Annotated in this window: 13 protein-coding genes; 10 read left to right on the top strand and 3 right to left on the bottom strand. The window is 73.2% G+C overall.

Going from position 1 to position 16,304, the window contains the following annotated elements:
* The first annotated feature begins 45 nt into the window (after positions 1 to 45).
* The 6 genes from HHL19_RS00940 (at position 46) to HHL19_RS00965 (ending at position 8,542) form a co-directional block, all read left to right on the top strand.
* Complete coding sequence (locus HHL19_RS00940) at positions 46 to 1,728, top strand: thiamine pyrophosphate-binding protein (RefSeq protein ID WP_169084547.1); 1,683 nt, start codon at positions 46 to 48, stop codon at positions 1,726 to 1,728.
* Between the two features lie 97 nt (positions 1,729 to 1,825).
* A complete protein-coding gene (locus tag HHL19_RS00945; RefSeq protein WP_169084548.1) occupies positions 1,826 to 2,143 on the top strand; it encodes a hypothetical protein in 318 nt (105 codons plus the stop codon).
* A gap of 113 nt (positions 2,144 to 2,256) precedes the next feature.
* Positions 2,257 to 6,054: an ABC transporter ATP-binding protein gene (locus HHL19_RS00950; RefSeq protein ID WP_169086172.1), complete on the top strand. Its 3,798-nt coding sequence runs from the start codon at positions 2,257 to 2,259 to the stop codon at positions 6,052 to 6,054.
* A gap of 48 nt (positions 6,055 to 6,102) precedes the next feature.
* A complete protein-coding gene (locus tag HHL19_RS00955) occupies positions 6,103 to 6,504 on the top strand; it encodes a hypothetical protein (RefSeq protein ID WP_169084550.1) in 402 nt (133 codons plus the stop codon).
* Between the two features lie 83 nt (positions 6,505 to 6,587).
* The gene (locus tag HHL19_RS00960; RefSeq protein WP_206324460.1) at positions 6,588 to 7,007 is read left to right on the top strand and encodes a hypothetical protein; all 420 of its coding nucleotides are present in this window, start codon (positions 6,588 to 6,590) and stop codon (positions 7,005 to 7,007) included.
* 86 nt (positions 7,008 to 7,093) lie between these two features.
* Positions 7,094 to 8,542: an aminopeptidase gene (locus HHL19_RS00965; protein WP_169084552.1), complete on the top strand. Its 1,449-nt coding sequence runs from the start codon at positions 7,094 to 7,096 to the stop codon at positions 8,540 to 8,542.
* 43 nt (positions 8,543 to 8,585) lie between these two features.
* Here the strand turns inward: HHL19_RS00965 and HHL19_RS00970 are convergent, their stop codons facing one another.
* Together HHL19_RS00970 and HHL19_RS00975 are read right to left on the bottom strand one after the other, a co-directional pair.
* Complete coding sequence (locus tag HHL19_RS00970; protein ID WP_169084554.1) at positions 8,586 to 10,379, bottom strand: glycoside hydrolase family 3 protein; 1,794 nt, start codon at positions 10,377 to 10,379, stop codon at positions 8,586 to 8,588.
* A gap of 142 nt (positions 10,380 to 10,521) precedes the next feature.
* On the bottom strand, positions 10,522 to 11,433 hold the full coding sequence (locus HHL19_RS00975) for a LysR family transcriptional regulator (RefSeq protein WP_169084556.1): 912 nt from the start codon (positions 11,431 to 11,433) through the stop codon (positions 10,522 to 10,524).
* A 211-nt stretch (positions 11,434 to 11,644) separates the two neighbouring features.
* Between HHL19_RS00975 and HHL19_RS00980 the strand changes: the two genes are divergently transcribed.
* From HHL19_RS00980 to HHL19_RS00995, 4 genes are all read left to right on the top strand, one after another.
* Positions 11,645 to 12,757, top strand: coding sequence for an EamA family transporter (locus HHL19_RS00980; protein WP_240981370.1), 1,113 nt, complete (start codon positions 11,645 to 11,647; stop codon positions 12,755 to 12,757).
* A gap of 10 nt (positions 12,758 to 12,767) precedes the next feature.
* Positions 12,768 to 13,994: an RNA-guided endonuclease TnpB family protein gene (locus tag HHL19_RS00985; protein ID WP_169086176.1), complete on the top strand. Its 1,227-nt coding sequence runs from the start codon at positions 12,768 to 12,770 to the stop codon at positions 13,992 to 13,994.
* 40 nt (positions 13,995 to 14,034) lie between these two features.
* Positions 14,035 to 14,577 (top strand): hypothetical protein, encoded by a 543-nt coding sequence (locus HHL19_RS00990; protein WP_169084557.1) that lies wholly within the window; start codon positions 14,035 to 14,037, stop codon positions 14,575 to 14,577.
* Positions 14,578 to 14,639: 62 nt separating this feature from the next.
* A complete protein-coding gene (locus HHL19_RS00995; protein ID WP_169084559.1) occupies positions 14,640 to 15,203 on the top strand; it encodes an AAA family ATPase in 564 nt (187 codons plus the stop codon).
* Between the two features lie 44 nt (positions 15,204 to 15,247).
* Here the strand turns inward: HHL19_RS00995 and HHL19_RS01000 are convergent, their stop codons facing one another.
* Entirely contained in the window at positions 15,248 to 16,216 is a 969-nt protein-coding gene (locus HHL19_RS01000) for a linear amide C-N hydrolase (RefSeq protein WP_206324462.1), read from the bottom strand.
* Positions 16,217 to 16,304: the final 88 nt, after the last annotated feature.

A 16,304-nucleotide genomic window follows, 5' to 3' on the forward strand; every position in this document is an offset into this window, starting at 1 on the left:
GCACCCGTCGCGTACGAGACCGACCACGCCCGGAGGAACCGGCCCATGACCCACGACCACGACCTGGTCCTGCGCCCCACGCCCGCGCAGACGGAAGCCGCCCTCGACCCGCCCCCCGGGCGCACCGGAGGCGACCTCGTCGTCGAGACCCTCACCGGCCTCGGCGCCACCACGGTCTTCGGTCTCCCCGGCCAGCACACCCTCGGCGTCTTCGACGCCCTGCGCCGCTCGGACCTCCGCTACATCGGCCTGCGCGCCGAGAACAACGCGGGCTTCGCCGCCGACGCGTACGGCCGGATCACCGGCGAGGCCGCGCCCCTCCTCCTCTCCACCGGCCCCGGCGCGCTCATGTCGCTCGCCGCGCTCCAGGAGGCGGCCGCCGCCTCCGCGCCGGTCCTCGCCATCGGCAGCCAGGTCCCGGCCGCCGGGCTCGGCGGCGGCCGACACGGCCACCTCCACGAGCTCCGCGACCAGCAGGCGAGCTTCCGGGACGTCGTGAAGTCCGTCCACACGGCCCGTACGCACTCCCAGATCCCGTCCGCGATCGCCGCCGCCTGGGAGTCGGCGCTCACCGCCCCGCACGGCCCGGTCTGGGTCGAGATCCCGCAGGACGTCCTCACGGCGGAAACGATCCTCCCCGTCGTCACGGCCATGGACGCCACGCCCGAGGAGCTCGCGCCGCGCCCGGAACTGACCGCGCTGGCGGCGCACCTCCTCTCGACGGCCGAGCGGCCCGCGATCATCGCCGGCGGCGGGGTGATCCGCTCCGACGCCTCCGGCAAGCTCCGCGCGCTCGCCGAGCGGCTCGACGCGCCGGTCGTCACCACCTTCGGCGGCAAGGGCGCGTTCCCCTGGAAGCACCCGCTGTCCCTCCAGTCCTGGCTGGAGGACCGGCACACCACCGACTTCCTGGAGGACGCCGACGTCCTCCTCGTGGTCGGCTCCGGGCTCGGCGAGCTGTCCTCGAACTACCACACCTTCGCCCCGCGCGGCCGGGTGATCCAGATCGAGGCGGACGCGGGCAAGCTGGAGTCCAACCACCCGGGGCTCGGCATCCACGCCGACGCCCGCCTCGCCCTCCAGGCCCTCCTGGAGACGACCGAGCCCCGCACGGACGCCACCGCCCCCGAACGGGTCCGCGCGGTCCTGGACCGCGTCGCGGCCCGCCTGGACGCCCAGGACCTGGCCCTGGAACGCCACCTGGTGGCCGCGGTCCGCGAAGCCCTCCCGCCCCGCGCCCCCAGCTTCTGGGACATGACGATCCTCGCCTACTGGGCGTGGTCCGCCTTCGACCCCCGGCACCCCAACACCATGCACTCCGCGCAGGGCGCCGGCGGCCTCGGCTACGCCCTCCCCGCCGCCCTCGGCGCGGCGGCGGCCGACCCGACGGTCCCGGTCCTCGCCGTCTCCGGCGACGGCGGCGCGATGTACTCGCTCGCGGAGCTGGCCACGGCGAAGCAGTACGGCTTCGACGTCACCTGGCTGATCGTCGACGACGGCGGCTACGGCATCCTCCGCGAGTACATGACGGACACCTACGGCGAGGCCACCGGCACCGAACTCACCCGCCCCGACTTCGTCGCCCTCGCCGAATCCTTCGGCGTCCCGGCCACCCTGACCACCCCCGAGACCCTCACGGCCGACCTGTCGAAGTCCCTGACGACCCCGGGCCCCTCGGTCGTCGTCCTCCCGGCCCACCTGAGGATGTTCGAACCGACGCACCTCTGACGGACCCGTCGGGGCAACGACACGGCCCTGCCGTGAGTCCTTTCCCTCGTACGGCCCGGCCGGGCCGTACGAGGGAATCAGGGGATCCGGGATGCGCGTGCTGGGGAAGACAGGCAGGTTCTTCGGCGAGTTCGTCGGGGAGGTGGTGGGGGAGTTCCTGCTGTGCGCGCTTGCCGTGGGACTCCTCCTCGGCGTCGTGTTCCTCGGCGCCGCGGCGTACGCGGCGAGCCCGGTGGGGGCCCTCGCCGGCGGCGCCGGGCTCCTGGCCCTTGCCGGATACGGCGGCGTGCAGTACGCCCGGGGGCCAGGACGGCGTCAGGGGTGGCTCGCCGGGACCGCCCTCGCCGTCTTCGTCGCCCTCGCGGGCGGCGCCGGTCTCGTGACCTACTGCGGCTGCTGGCAGCTCCTCGGGTGACCCGGCCAGTCCTAGGACCAGCGCCCGGTCTTTGTCGCGGCGGGATGAAAACGCACGTCGGGGGTGTTGTGGCCTTCCGGTAGACCAGGACGGACGGGAGGCGCCACGTGGTGGTGGAGCGGCAAGAGGGGTGGGCGCGGCGGCTGTGGGGCTACGCCTGGCGGTACAAGGCGGACGTCGTGCTCGCACTCGGGTCGTCGCTGGCCGGCATGGCGCTGCTCGCGCTGGTGCCGCTCATCACCAAGGTGATCATCGATGACGTGATCGGCGCGGGGACGCGGTCCCTGGCCGTGTGGACCGGGCTGCTGCTCGGCGCCGCCGTCCTCGTGTACGGGCTGACGTACATCCGGCGCTACTACGGCGGCCGCCTCGCGCTCGACGTGCAGCGGGACCTCCGGGACGACATGTACGGGACGATCCTGCGGCTCGACGGGCGGCGGCAGGACGAGCTGTCGACCGGGCAGGTCGTGGGGCGGGCCACCAGCGATCTCCAGCTCATCCAGGGCCTGCTGTTCATGCTCCCGATGACCATCGGGAACGTCCTGCTGTTCCTGATCTCGCTGGCCGTCATGGCGTGGCTGTCGATCCCGCTGACCCTCGTCGCGCTCGCCGTCGCCCCCGCCCTCTGGTGGATCGCCAAGCGGAGCCGTACCCGACTCCACCCGGCCACCTGGGCCGCCCAGCAGGAGGCCGCCGGCGTCGCCGGGGTCGTCGACGGGGCCGTCACCGGCGTCCGGGTCGTGAAGGGCTTCGGGCAGGAGGCGCAGGAGACCGGGAAGATCCGGGACGCGGGGCGGAAGCTGTTCGCCGCGCGGCTGCGGACGATCCGGCTGAACTCGCGCTACACGCCCGCCCTGCAGGCCGTCCCCGCCCTCGGGCAGGTCGCCGTGCTCGCGCTCGGCGGCTGGCTCGCGTACAAGGGCCAGATCACCCTCGGCACCTTCGTCGCCTTCTCCTCCTACCTGGCCTCCCTCGTCGGCCCGGTCCGGATGCTCGCCATGGTCCTCACCGTCGGCCAGCAGGCACGCGCGGGCGTGGAGCGCGTCGTCGAGCTGATCGACACCGAGCCGGTCATCGACGACGGCACGAAGGAGCTCCCGGCCGACGCCCCCGCGACCGTCGAGTTCGACGACGTGAGCTTCGGCTACGGCTACGGCGACGGCGACGCGGGCGGGAAGCCCGTCCTCGACGGGTTCTCGCTGGAGCTGCGGGAGGGCGAGACCGTCGCCCTCGTCGGCTCCTCCGGCTCCGGCAAGTCGACCGTCTCCCTCCTCCTGCCCCGCTTCTACGACGTCGACCGCGGCGCCGTCCTCGTCGGCGGCCACGACGTCCGCGAGCTGACCCTGGAGTCGCTGCGGGCCGCGATCGGCCTCGTCCCCGAGGACTCCTTCCTCTTCTCCGACACCGTCCGCGCCAACATCGCGTACGGCGTCCCCGACGCCACCGACGAGCAGGTCGAGGCCGCCGCCCGGGCCGCCCGCGCGGACGGCTTCATCGCCGAGCTGCCGGACGGCTACGCCACCAAGGTCGGCGAGCACGGCCTCACCCTCTCCGGCGGCCAGCGCCAGCGCGTCGCCCTGGCCCGCGCGATCCTCACCGACCCCCGCCTCCTCGTCCTCGACGACGCCACCTCCGCCGTCGACGCCAAGGTCGAGCACGAGATCCACGAGGCCCTGAAGTCCGTCATGGCGGGGCGTACGACCCTGCTCATCGCGCACCGCCGCTCCACCCTCGGCCTCGCCGACCGGATCGCCGTCCTCGACGGCGGCCGGCTCGCCGACCTCGGCACCCACGAGGAGCTCCAGGAGCGCTCCGCCCTCTACCGCCGCCTCCTCACCGACCCCGACGAGCTCGGCGGCGTCTCGCCCGGCCACGTCCTGAAGGCCACCGAGGAGCTGGTGGAGGACGCGGGCCTGCGGGCCGAGCTGGACGCCGAGTTCGACGCCGAGCGCGGCATCACCCCCGCCCTCTGGGTGCGGGACGAGGCCCCCGACCGGGCCGCGAAGGCCGCCGGAGCCACCCCCGAGCTGCTCGCCGCCGTCGCCGCCCTGCCGCCCGCCGCCGACACCCCGGACGTGGACGAGGCCCGGGCCGTCGAGCCGGAGACCGAGTACGGGCTCCGCCGGCTGCTGCGCGGCTTCGGCGCGCCCCTCCTCATCAGCCTCGGCCTGGTCGCCCTCGACGCCGGCGCCGGCCTGCTGCTGCCGGTCCTCATCCGGCACGGCATCGACGAGGGCGTGAACCGGCTGGCGATCGGCGCCGTCTGGGCCGCCTCCGCGCTCGCCCTCGTCACCGTCCTCGTGCAGTGGGTGGCGCAGACCGCCGAGACCCGCATGACCGGCCGCACCGGCGAGCGGGTCCTCTACGCGCTCCGCCTGAAGATCTTCGCCCAGCTCCAGCGCCTCGGCCTCGACTACTACGAGCGTGAGCTGACCGGCCGGATCATGACCCGGATGACGACGGACGTCGACGCCATGTCGAGCTTCCTCCAGACGGGCCTGGTCACCGCCTTCGTCTCGGTCGTCACCTTCTTCGGGATCATGGCCGCGCTGCTCGTCCTCGACCTCCAGCTGGCCCTGGTCGTCTTCGCCTCGCTGCCGTTCCTCGCCGTCGCCACGTACTACTTCCGCCGCTCCAGCGTGAAGGCGTACGAGCTGGCCCGCGAGCGGATCAGCGTCGTCAACGCCGACCTCCAGGAGTCCGTCGCCGGGCTGCGGATCGTGCAGGCCTTCGGCCGCGAGCGGGCGGGCGCCACCCGGTTCGCCGAGCGCGGCGACGCCTACCGGGACGCGCGCGTGCGCGGCCAGTGGCTGATCTCGGTCTACTTCCCGTTCGTCACCCTGCTGTCCTCGGCCGCCGCCGCGGCCGTGATGATCGTCGGCGCGAACCGGATCGAGGCCGGCACCCTCACCACCGGCGCCCTCGTCGCCTACCTCCTCTACATCGACCTGTTCTTCGCCCCCGTCCAGCAGCTCTCCCAGGTCTTCGACGGCTACCAGCAGGCCGCCGTCTCGCTGGGCCGCATGCAGGAACTGCTCCGCGAGCCGACGTCGACGGCCGCCGCCGAGAAGCCCCGCGCGGTGCCGTCGCTCCGCGGCGACCTCGCCTTCGAGTCCGTGTCCTTCGCGTACGGAGCGGGGGAGAGCACGGGGGACGGCCCGGAGGGGGGCACGGAGAAGGGCCGGGAGGAGACCGCCCTCACCGGCATCGACCTGCGGATCCCCGCCGGGCAGACCGTCGCCTTCGTCGGCGAGACCGGCGCCGGCAAGTCCACCCTGGTCAAGCTGGTCGCCCGCTTCTACGACCCGACCTCGGGCCGGGTCACCGCGGACGGCACCGACCTCAGGGACCTCGACCTCACCGCGTACCGGCACCGGCTCGGCGTCGTCCCCCAGGAGGCGTACCTCTTCGCCGGCACGGTCCGCGACGCCATCGCCTACGGGCGGCCCGGCGCCACCGACGCCGAGGTGGAGGCCGCGGCCCGCGCGGCCGGCGCGCACGACATGATCGCCACCCTGGACGGCGGCTACCTCCACGAGGTCGCCGAGCGCGGCCGGAACCTCTCGGCGGGCCAGCGGCAGCTGATCGCCCTGGCCCGCGCCGAGCTGGTCGACCCGGACGTCCTCCTCCTCGACGAGGCCACGGCCGCCCTGGACCTGGCCACCGAGGCGCAGGTGAACGCCGCCACCGAGCGCCTCTCCGGCCGCCGTACGACCCTGATCGTCGCCCACCGCCTGACCACGGCGGCCCGCGCGGACCGGGTCGTCGTCATGGACCACGGCCGGGTCGCCGAGGACGGCAGCCACGACGAACTCCTCGCCCGCGACGGCCGCTACGCGACCCTGTGGCGCACCTTCATCGGCGAGGCGGACCCGGAGGCGGAGCCGGAGGAGGAACCCGCCGCGATCTGAGTACGTGGGCTCATGCCCGGGCGCGGCGGGCGGGGTTGGATCGGTGCCGTGAACGACCACGCCCCCACCGCTCCCGCCCCCACCGCTCCCACTGCTCCCACCGCTCCCACCGGCCCCACCGCTTCCGCCCCCGCTCCCGACCGGGCGGTCCGGCTGCTGCGCCGCAGCGCGCTCTGCGCCGGACTGCTGTTCCTCCCGGCGGTCCTGCTCGGCGTCGTGCTCGCCCTGGCCTCCGAGAGCGGCACGGCGTGCGTGATGCGGGGGACGTGCGGCGAGGTCCCCGGCTGGCTCTACTGGGTCACCCTGGCCGTCGGGGGCGGCGCCTGGCTCCGGGCGCTCACCGTCCCCTACGGCGCCCCGCCCACCCGGGCCCGCTGGGCCGCCCTGTGGACGCTGATCGGCGCCGAGCTGCTCTTCCTCGGCCTCGTCATGGCGTACTTCAACGGCTGATCGACGCCACCAGGGCAACCGTACGGACCTCTCGAACGTCGTATGTGTGTACGGCAAGAAGAGCGGTGGGGGAGGAGACGGGCATGCCCGGAGGTACTGCGGTCCGGCGGGCTCTCGCACGCGCGCGTGCGCACCCCGTCGCGTACATCCTCGCCCTCGCCTTCGCCGCCGGGCTGCTGACCCTGGCCGGGCCCGGCGCGGGCACCGCGGAGGCGGTCTCCGTCTGCCAGGGCAGGCCCGCCCGCACGGTCTCCTTCGCCACCGGCGAGCTGCGCGTCTACCGCACCCGCCACTACGCCTGCGCCCTGGTCCTCGCCAAGCGGCCCGGCGCCACGCGCCCCATGAAGGTCACCCTCCAGCCGCGCGGCGGCCGGGCCGCCGCCGTCAGCGGGCGCTGGGGCCGGCAGGCCGGACCGGTGACCGTGCACGCGCTCAACCGCTGCGTCCGCGCCACCGCCACCGTCTCCGGACGCTCCGCCTCCACCGGCTGGATCCTGTGCTGAGCCACAGGTAAGGCCCAACCGGGTCTGGCGGCCCGGACGTTCACCCCGCTAGGTTCACGGCACCGTTGTGAATCATGGGAGGGTGAATGCGTAAGTCGCTGAGACTGATGCTGTCGCTTTCGGTGCTCATAGGCACCGTGGGCTCCACCGGCGTGGCCACCGCCACCGCCGCGGAGACGGAGTCCCGCAGCACCGTCGCGGACGCGCAGAGCTCGGACATCAAGGACCGCCTCCTGGCGATCCCTGGGATGAGCCTGATCGAGGAGAAGCCGTACGCCGGCTACCGCTTCTTCGTCCTGGACTTCGTGCAGCCGATCGACCACAAGCGGCCCTGGGCCGGCACGTTCAAGCAGCGGATCTCGGTCCTCCACAAGGGCACCGACCGCCCCACCGTCTTCCGCACCAGCGGCTACGGTCTGAGCACCACCCCGGGCCGGGCCGAGCCGACCCGGATCGTCGACGGCAACCAGGTCTCCATGGAGTACCGCTTCTTCACGCCGTCCCGTCCGCAGCCCGCCGACTGGTCCAAGCTCGACATCTGGCAGGCCGCCTCCGACCAGCACCGCATCTTCACCGCGCTGAAGAAGGTCTACGGCGAGAACTGGCTCTCCACCGGCGCCTCGAAAGGCGGCATGACCGCCACCTACTACGAGCGCTTCTACCCGCGCGACATGGACGGCGTCGTCGCCTACGTGGCCCCCAACGACGTGGTGAACAAGGAGGACTCGGCCTACGACCGGTTCTTCGCCACCGTCGGCACCAAGGAGTGCCGCGACCGTCTGAACTCCATGCAGCGCGAGGCCCTGCTCCGGCGCGGCCCGCTCCAGGAGAAGTTCAAGACCTGGGCCGCCGCCGAGGGCGTCACCTTCAACACGCTCGGCTCGGTCGACAAGGCGTGGGAGGCGACCGTCCTCGACTTCGTCTGGGGCTTCTGGCAGTACTACGGCGAGGACGTCTGCGACACGATCCCGGACGCCGAGACCGCGAGCGACGACACCGTCTACGAGACGATCGACGCCTACGCCGGCTGGTACGCCTACACCGACCAGGGCCTGGAGTACTACACGCCGTACTACTACCAGGCGGCCACCGAGCTCGGCTCGCCCACCATCAAGCAGCCGCACCTCGCCGGGCTCAGCCGCTACGGCTACCAGCCGGCCTCGAACTTCGTGCCCCGTGAGATCCCCATGAAGTTCAAGCCGTGGGTGATGCGCGACGTCGACGACTGGGTCCGCAAGAACGCGAACCGGATGCTCTTCGTCTACGGCGAGCACGACCCGTGGGGCGCCGAGCCCTTCCGCCTCGGCAAGGGCGCCCGCGACAGCTACGTCTACTACGCGCCCGGCGCCAACCACGGCGCCAACGTCGCCGGACTCGCCGACGCCGAGCGGGAGAACGCCACCGCCCGCATCCTGGCCTGGGCCGGCGTCGACGCCCCCGCCGTCGAGGCGGCCCGCCCGCTCGCCGCCTTCGACGCCCGCCTGGACCGCCCGGTGGACGAGGACGCGATGCCGGGCCACGGCCTGCGGCCGTAGCCCCCGACGAGGGGTGCGCCCGGTGGGCGCGCCCCTCGTGCCGTCAGGCGTAGGAGAGCCCGAACCCCACCGGGTAGAGCGTCACCGCCGGGTCCTCGGCGCTCCGCACCGGCACCGGCAGCCGCCCGCGCGGCTCCGCCCGGCCGGCGAGGACCCGGACGGCGGCGCGGAGTTCGACGTCGGTCCAGGAGTACGCGGCGAGCGTGGCCCGCTGCCCGGCGAGCCGGGCGACGTCGTACGGGTTGCGGATCGCGACCGTCACCACCGGCACCCCGGTCGCCACGAGCCGCTCCACCAGGGTGCGCTGCGGGCTGGTCGCGGTGACGTTGTACGTGCCCACCACGATCACGTCCTGCCCGGCCGAGGCTGCCACCGCCTCCTCGATCCGGGCCGCCGTCGGGGTGATCCCGGTGGAGAGCGCGGTCGCGGTGAAGCCCAGGTCGCGCAGGGCCCCGGCGAGCGTGGCCGTCGGCGGTCCCGTCGTACCGGAGGGGGAGGCGGGGTCGGCGCCGACGACCAGGACCCTGCCGTGCGAGGCGGGGGAGAGCGGCAGGAAGCCGTCCTCGTTGACGAGGAGGGTGGTGGTCCGCTCGGCGATCCGGTCGGCCTCGGCGAGGTGCCGGGCGGTGCCGACGGTCGCGTCGACCTCCGCCGGGGTGGTGGCGGGAGCGGTGAACAGGCCCCGCCGGGCCTTCAGCCGCAGGATCCGCAGAACCGATTCGTCCAGCCGTTCCTCCGTCAGCTCCCCGTTCCGTACGGCCCCGAGGACCGCGTTCCACGCGACGTCGAGCTTCGGCGGGTTGAGCAGCTGGTCCACCCCGGCCTGCAGGGCGAGCACCGGCACCCGGTCGTCGCCGTACTTGGTGCGCACGCCCTGCATGTCGAGGGCGTCGGTGACCACCACGCCGTCGTAGCCGAGCTGTTCGCGGAGCACCCCGGTGAGGATCGGGTACGAGAGCGTCGCCGGGTCCTCGGACGGGTCGAGCGCCGGGACGACGAGGTGCGCGGTCATGATCGCGTCGATGCCGGCGGCGATCGCGGCCCGGAACGGCGGGGCGTCGAGCTCGGACCACTGCGCACGGCTGTGGGTGATGACCGGCAGGCCGTAATGGCTGTCGACGGCGGTGTCGCCGTGGCCGGGGAAGTGCTTGGCGGTGGCCGCGACCCCGGCGCCCTGGTAGCCGCGGATCTGCGCGGTGACGAGGGCGGAGACCGCGCGCGGGTCGGAGCCGAGGGAGCGGACGCCGATGACCGGGTTGGCGGGGTTCACGTTGACGTCGGCGACCGGGGCGTAGTTCTGCCGGATGCCGAGGGCGGCCAGCTCGGCCCCGGCGATCCGGGCGGCCTTGCGGGTGTCCGCGGGGGAGCCGCCCGCGCCGAGCGCCATCGCGCCGGGCAGCAGGGTGGCGGGCTCGCCGACCCGGCAGACGATGCCGTGCTCCTGGTCGGTGGAGATCAGCACGGGGAGCCGGGAGGCGGCCTGGATGCCGTTGGACAGCTCGGCGATCTGGTGCGGGGAGCGGGTGTTGTGGGCCCAGGCGAAGTAGATGATCCCGCCGAGGTGGTAGCGCCCGACCAGTTCGGCGGCGGTGCGGACGCCCAGCTCGCGGAGGTTGGCGTCGACGTCCGCCTGGTCGGGGGCGGTGGCCGAGTGGCCGTACACCCGCGAGACGAAGAGCTGGCCGACCTTCTCCTCCAGCGACATCCGGCCGACGATCCGGCGCAGCCGCTCCTCGGTGCGGGCGTCGGTGGCGTGGGCGGGGGCGGCGGCCCCCGTGGCGGCGGCGGCCGCGACCGCCGTGACGGCGAGCAGGGTGCGTCGGGTGGGGTGGGGCACTGGTGCTCCTTCCGGCCGTGCGAGGGTGAAAGAAACTTCCAAGATGAACGGATAGTCTGAAAGTAACTGCCCGGTCAAGGATTCCCGCACGAATCGCCGAGAAGGGAGTCGCGTCTCCCGGTCCGGGCCGCCGCGGTCGGCTTCAGGCCGCCGACGCGATCGACGGCCACGACTCCTGGAGCGTACGGACCGCCTCCCGGATCGCCGGCCGCCGTGCCGCCCCCGCCCGCCACAGCGCGTGCAGCCGCCGCGTCGGAGCCGGGTCGAGCCGCAGCGGCGCCACCTCCGGCGGCAGCGCGCCACGCCCCAGCCGCGGTACGAGCGCGATGCCCAGACCGGCCGCGACCAGGGCGACCTGCGTGTGGTTCTCCTCCGCCTGATGGACGATCAACGGCTCGGCCCCGGCCGCCCGCAGCGTCCGCGTCAGCCAGTCGTGGCACACCGTCCCCGGCGGCTGCGAGATCCACCGCTCCTCCGCCAGCTCCTCCCGCCGCACCGCCCGCCGCGCCGCCAGCGGATGGTCCCGGTGGACCAGCACGTCACAGCCGTCGTCGCCGATCACCGCCTGCTCCACCCCGGGCGGCGCCGGCAGCGGCGCGATGTCCCAGTCGTGCGCCACCGCCAGATCGAGCACCCCGCGCGCCACCAGGTCCACCGACAGATGCGGGTCGACCTCCGTCAGCCGGGCGTCCAGACCGGGATGGCGCCGCGCCAGCTCCGCGAGCACCCGGGGCATGAGCCCGCGCGCCGCGCTCGGGAAGCAGCCGACCGCCAGCAGCCCGGCGGGCAGCCCGCGCCGCTCTTCGAGCCGCACCTCCGCCTCCTCCACCAGCGACAGCAACTGCCGTGCGGTGTCGCAGAGCTGCCGGGCCTCGTCGGTGAGGCGGACGCCCCGCCCGCTCCGTTCGAGCAGCGTCGTACGCGTCTCCCGCTCCAGCTTCGCGATCTGCTGGGAGACCGCCGACGGGGTGTAGCCGAGGGCAGCCGCCGCGGCGCCCACGCTGCCGTGGACGGAGACGGCGTACAGGGCGCGCAGACGGCCGAGATCGAGCACGGGAGCCCCCTGGATTCGATATCCGGATCGCGGATCCTGGATCCAATATTCGGATTCTGGATCCGGGATCCGGGATCCGGGATCCGGGATCCGGGATCCGGGATCCGGGATCCAAATATTGGATCCAACATTTGGATTCAGTATTACTTCATCCAACCATGAAGAAACCCGCGCTGGTGCTACATGGTCGGGCCCCGCCATGCTCGACCGCATGCGCCCCGCACACATCGCCCTCGCCGCGCTCGTCGCCGCGGTCTGGGGAGTCAACTTCGTCGTCATCGAGATCGGCCTCGACCACTTCCCGCCGCTGCTCTTCTCCGCTCTTCGCTTCCTCGTCGCCGCCCTCCCCGCCGTCTTCCTCGTCGGCCGGCCCAAGGTCGCCTGGAAGTGGATCATCGCCGTCGGACTCGCCCTGGGCGTCGCGAAGTTCGGCCTGCTCTTCACCGGCATGGACCTCGGCGCGCCCGCCGGACTCTCCTCCCTCGTCCTACAGGTCCAGGCCGTCTTCACCGCCCTGTTCGCCTTCGCGGCCCTCGGCGAGCGCCCCGGACGGCCCGCCGTCCTCGGCATGGGCGTGGCCCTCGCCGGCATCGGCGTCGCCGCCGTCGACGAGGGTGCCTCCGGGCCCGTCACCGGCTTCGTCCTGGTCGTCGCGGCCGCCGCCTGCTGGGGCGTCTCCAACGTCCTGACCCGCAAGGCCGCCCCGCCCGACCCGCTCAACTGGATGGTCTGGGTCAGCACCGTGCCCGTCCTGCCGCTGCTCGCCCTCTCCCTCCTCCTGGAGGGCCCCGAGCGGGACCTGGCCGCGCTGCGCGCCCTCGACTGGACCGGTGCCGGCGTCATCCTCTACGTCGCCTGGGTCACCACCGTCTTCGGCTTCGGCGCCTGGGGCTGGCTGCTCCGCCGCCACCCCGCTTCCTCCGTGGCCCCCTTCTCCCTCCTCGTCCCCGTCTTCGGCATGTCCTCGGCCGCGCTCCTCCTGGGCGAGACGGTCACCCCCCTGCGCTGGCTCGCGGCGGCCCTGCTGGTCGGCGGCGTGGCCCTGACGACCCTGGCACCGCGGAAGGCGGACGCCGGGAAGGCAGGCGCCGGGAAGACGGACGCCGGGAAGGCAGGTGCCGGGCGGGCGGACGCCGGGCATTCGGACGTCTCCCCTGCCCCCTCCGGGGGACAGCCTCAGCCCGCCGCACCGCCCCCCGCGCCCGGCAGCCCTTCACCTGACTTCTCCCAGGATGCCCTGGCCTTCAGGCCGGGGAGGAATGGGTCCTCGGATCGGAGCCGCGAAGGGGCGGAGTTCTCTTCGCATGTCAGTGGCGGGTGTTAGCTTGCGGATCATGACGACAGCGGCGATGGCCGAGACGGTGGCCGGGCACGCCCGGTACACCTACCGGGTGCGTCTGTCGTCCACTGCCCGTACCGCTCTGGAAGCGGAGTGGGGGCGGTGCAGGTGGGTGTGGAACGAGTGCGTGGCGATGTCCCGCAAGGTCCACCGGCTCAACAAGGGCGCCGAGACGAAGGCGACGTGCGGTCCGGCGCAGCTTGACAGGATGCTGACCGGGGCCCGCCGGTCGATGAGCTGGCTGCGCGAGGGCGCGTCCGTCCCTCAGCAGCAGATCATCCGGGACTTCGCCACGTCCCGGGCCAAGGCTTTGAAGGACATCAAGGCGAAGCTGCCGATGCGGCAGCGTGCCGGGATGCCCCGCATCAAGCGCAAGCGTGATGCCGCGCCGTCGTTGAACTACACGGCCAGGGGCTTCCGGATCAAGGACGGCCGTCTGCACCTGGCGGGCGGGATCGTGCTGACGGTGGTGTGGTCGCGTGACCTGCCCGAGCCGCCGTCCAGCGTGCGTGTCTACCGGGACGGCCTCGGGCACTGGTACGCCTCGTTCGTCGTGGCCACCGTGACCGAGGCCCTGCCGGAGACCGGCCGCGCCATCGGTATCGACTGGGGCGTCAGGGAGACCGCGACCACCACGAGCGACCTGCACGACCTCCCGCACGCCCAGCATGGGCGGACGGCCGCGCAGAAGCTCGCGCACTACCAGCGGATGATGGCCCGCCGGAAGGCGCCGAAGAACCAGCCCGACTCCAAGGGCTACAAGAAGGCCCGCCGGGTGGCGGCGAAGGTGTCCAAGAAGATCGCCCGGCAGCGGACCGACACCGGCCGCAAGTGGGCCAAGCGGGTCGTCCGCGACTTCGACCACCTGGCGGTTGAGGACTTCCGGCCGAAGTTCCTCGCGAAGACCACCATGGCCCGCAAGGCGGCCGACGCCGCGATCGGCGCCACGAAGACCGCCCTGGTCGAGATGGCCCGCAAGCACGGCCGTACCGTGCACCTGGTCAACCCCGCGCACACCACTATGGACTGCGCGCGCTGCGGAGCGAGAGCCAAGCACCGCCTACCTCTTTCCGAGAGAACGTATACGTGCACCGTGTGCGGAGCCGTCTCGCCCAGGGACAAGAACTCCGCCCGCGTGATGCTCGTCCGGGCTGGTCTCAACCCGGCTAGTGCTGACCTTGTAAGCCCTGCCCCCTGCCAGGGGTCAGGCGCAGTGAGCTAGGAATCCCCCTCCTTCAGGAGGGGGAGGTTTCAATGGCCCAGTGAACACACGACCGCTGTACGGAGCGCTGCTCGGTGCCCTCCTGACGATCCCGCTCCTCGCCCACCCGGCCGCCGCGGCCCAGGAGGACTTCGCCCTGAGCGAGTCCGGCGCGGAGGGATCCGTGGTGTCCTGCGAGCCGACCGCGGCCGCCGCCTGCCAGTGGGTCTTCACCGGCACCGCGACGGGTGCCGGACTCCCGTACGGGCAGGACGAGCTCGACGTCGTGGTGGAGCTCCGCACCGCCGGCGACTGGGACGCGCAGGGCTGCCAGCCGCTGGCGGAGGGCAGTACCGTGACCTTCCACCGGCGGCTCGACCACCCGGGCATCGGCTGGCGCAAGGTGCTCAGCGGCACGTACTGCACCTTCGGCGAGGACGGTCACGTCCTCGACGCGACCGCCGTCGTCGAACCGGCCTCCCGTCCCGGCCGCTACCACCGGGTGACCGGCTCCGGAACCATGACCTTCCAGGACGGGGTCGGCAACACCCCGGGGGACACGGGCCCGTGGCAGGCGGGCGAGCAGGGCACGCTCGCCTTCTGAACGGGACGGGGCGGCGGGAAATCGTCGAACGCCCGGTCGGATCATCCGGATAGGGTGCGGCCATGGATCTCGTACCCGTCGACCGCGACCCCTCCGCCCCCGGAACCGTCCTGCTCAGCGGCATCCCCGGCAGCGGCAAGTCCACCGTCGCCGCAGCCCTCGCCGCCCGCTTCGCGTGGTCCGCGCACATCGAGGTCGACGAGCTCCAGAACCTGATCGTGCGGGGCTGCCACTGGCCCACCCCGGACGGCGACCCGGAGGCCGACCGGCAGATCTTCCTCCGGGCCCGCAACGCCGCCCTGCTCGCCGGCAGCTTCGTCACGGCCGGCTTCCTGCCGGTCGTCGACGACGTCGTCGTCCGCCGCTCCCACCTGGGCTTCTACCGCGACCAGATGGCGGCGGGCCCGCTGCACGTGGTCTTCCTCGCCCCCGGCCCCGACAAGGCCTGGGAGCGCAACAACGCCCGCCACAAGCGCCTCACCACCGACTGGTCCTTCCTCGACGAGGCCATGCGCGAGGAACTCTCCGGCGAGGGAATCTGGATCGACAACGCCGACCAGACGGTCGACGAGACGGTCGACGCGGTCCTCGCCGCCACCGGCCTGACCGCCTACACGGACGCCTAGGCCGAAGCCGAAGCCGAAGCCGAAGCCGAAGCCGAAGCCGACGCCTACGCGGACGCGAAGGAGAACGGCTCCGCCGGCTCGTAGCGGTCCGTCACGTCCCCGGCGAGTCCCTCCCGCGTCACGTCGAGGCGTGCCGCCCGGCCGAAGTCGACCCGGTCGAGATGGGTCCAGACGATGTCGGGGGAGTACGAGGACTCGAAGGCGTACACGCCGTTCGTCAGATCGGCGAGGGTGCGCCAGATCGTCGCCGAGATGTTCGGCCGGGCCGGATCGGGCGTCCCGAAGGGCTGCGCCGCGTTCCGCATCACGCTCAGCAGCGCGGCGTAGGCCCGCGCCGGGCTGTCGGCCGGCGGCAGCCGGTCCAGGTAGTACGCGGCCCGGACGAACCGGTCGGCCGCCTCCGTCGTCCCCGGCAGCGGCAGCTCGCCGCCGAACCCCTCGTACCGCTTCAGATGGTCCAACTGCTCGTCGAACGGCGGCGAGTTGGTCATCACCGTGTACGACCGGTCGTGATGGATCCGCGGCTCGCCGTCCAGGAACTCGATCACCGCCGAGTCCCCGCCCGCGTCCTCGATCGCCAGATGGACGGTGCTCCAGGTGCCCGCGTGCGCGTCGCCCTGCGGCCGGACCTGGAACGGCGCGGCCTCCATCGACGCCACCGCCTCCGCGACCGTCGCGAACCGGTCGAGCACGTACTGGGTCCACAGCGAGACGCTCACCGCCGGCAGCTCCGGCCGCCGCTCCCCGAAGTCGGCCTCGGTCAGCCACAACAGGTGGGCGCCCAGGCCCCGTTCGTTCACCCCGTCGGTGGTGGCGGCGTCGTACGCGGTCGCGACCACGCTCCCGTACGCGGCGGACCACCGCAGCGGCGCCGGATCCCCGCCTCCGACCCCGATCCGCTCGGCGCCCCTCGGCAGCACCCACAGCGAGGTCCCGAGGCTCTGCTTCCAGTCCATGTTCCGGCCGACGACCACCGGTTGTCCGGCGGCCCGCCACAAGGCGCGTGTACACATGGGGCCAGGCTATACGGGCGAAAGGCGCGAAACGGGCATCCATGGCCGGGGTGGGCGTTCCTGGTCAGGGGTGGGGGTGCCGGTGCCC

The sequence above is a fragment of the Streptomyces sp. R302 genome (assembly GCF_012927245.1).
Lineage (GTDB): Bacteria > Actinomycetota > Actinomycetes > Streptomycetales > Streptomycetaceae > Streptomyces.

Coding starts and splice junctions, on each gene's coding strand:
- HHL19_RS00940 (WP_169084547.1), top strand. CDS start 46: ATGACCCACGACCACGACCTGGTCCTGCGCCCCACGCCCGCGCAGACG.
- HHL19_RS00960 (WP_206324460.1), top strand. CDS start 6,588: ATGCCCGGAGGTACTGCGGTCCGGCGGGCTCTCGCACGCGCGCGTGCG.
- HHL19_RS00965 (WP_169084552.1), top strand. CDS start 7,094: ATGCGTAAGTCGCTGAGACTGATGCTGTCGCTTTCGGTGCTCATAGGC.
- HHL19_RS00980 (WP_240981370.1), top strand. CDS start 11,645: ATGCGCCCCGCACACATCGCCCTCGCCGCGCTCGTCGCCGCGGTCTGG.
- HHL19_RS00985 (WP_169086176.1), top strand. CDS start 12,768: ATGACGACAGCGGCGATGGCCGAGACGGTGGCCGGGCACGCCCGGTAC.
- HHL19_RS00995 (WP_169084559.1), top strand. CDS start 14,640: ATGGATCTCGTACCCGTCGACCGCGACCCCTCCGCCCCCGGAACCGTC.
- HHL19_RS01000 (WP_206324462.1), bottom strand. CDS start 16,216: ATGTGTACACGCGCCTTGTGGCGGGCCGCCGGACAACCGGTGGTCGTC.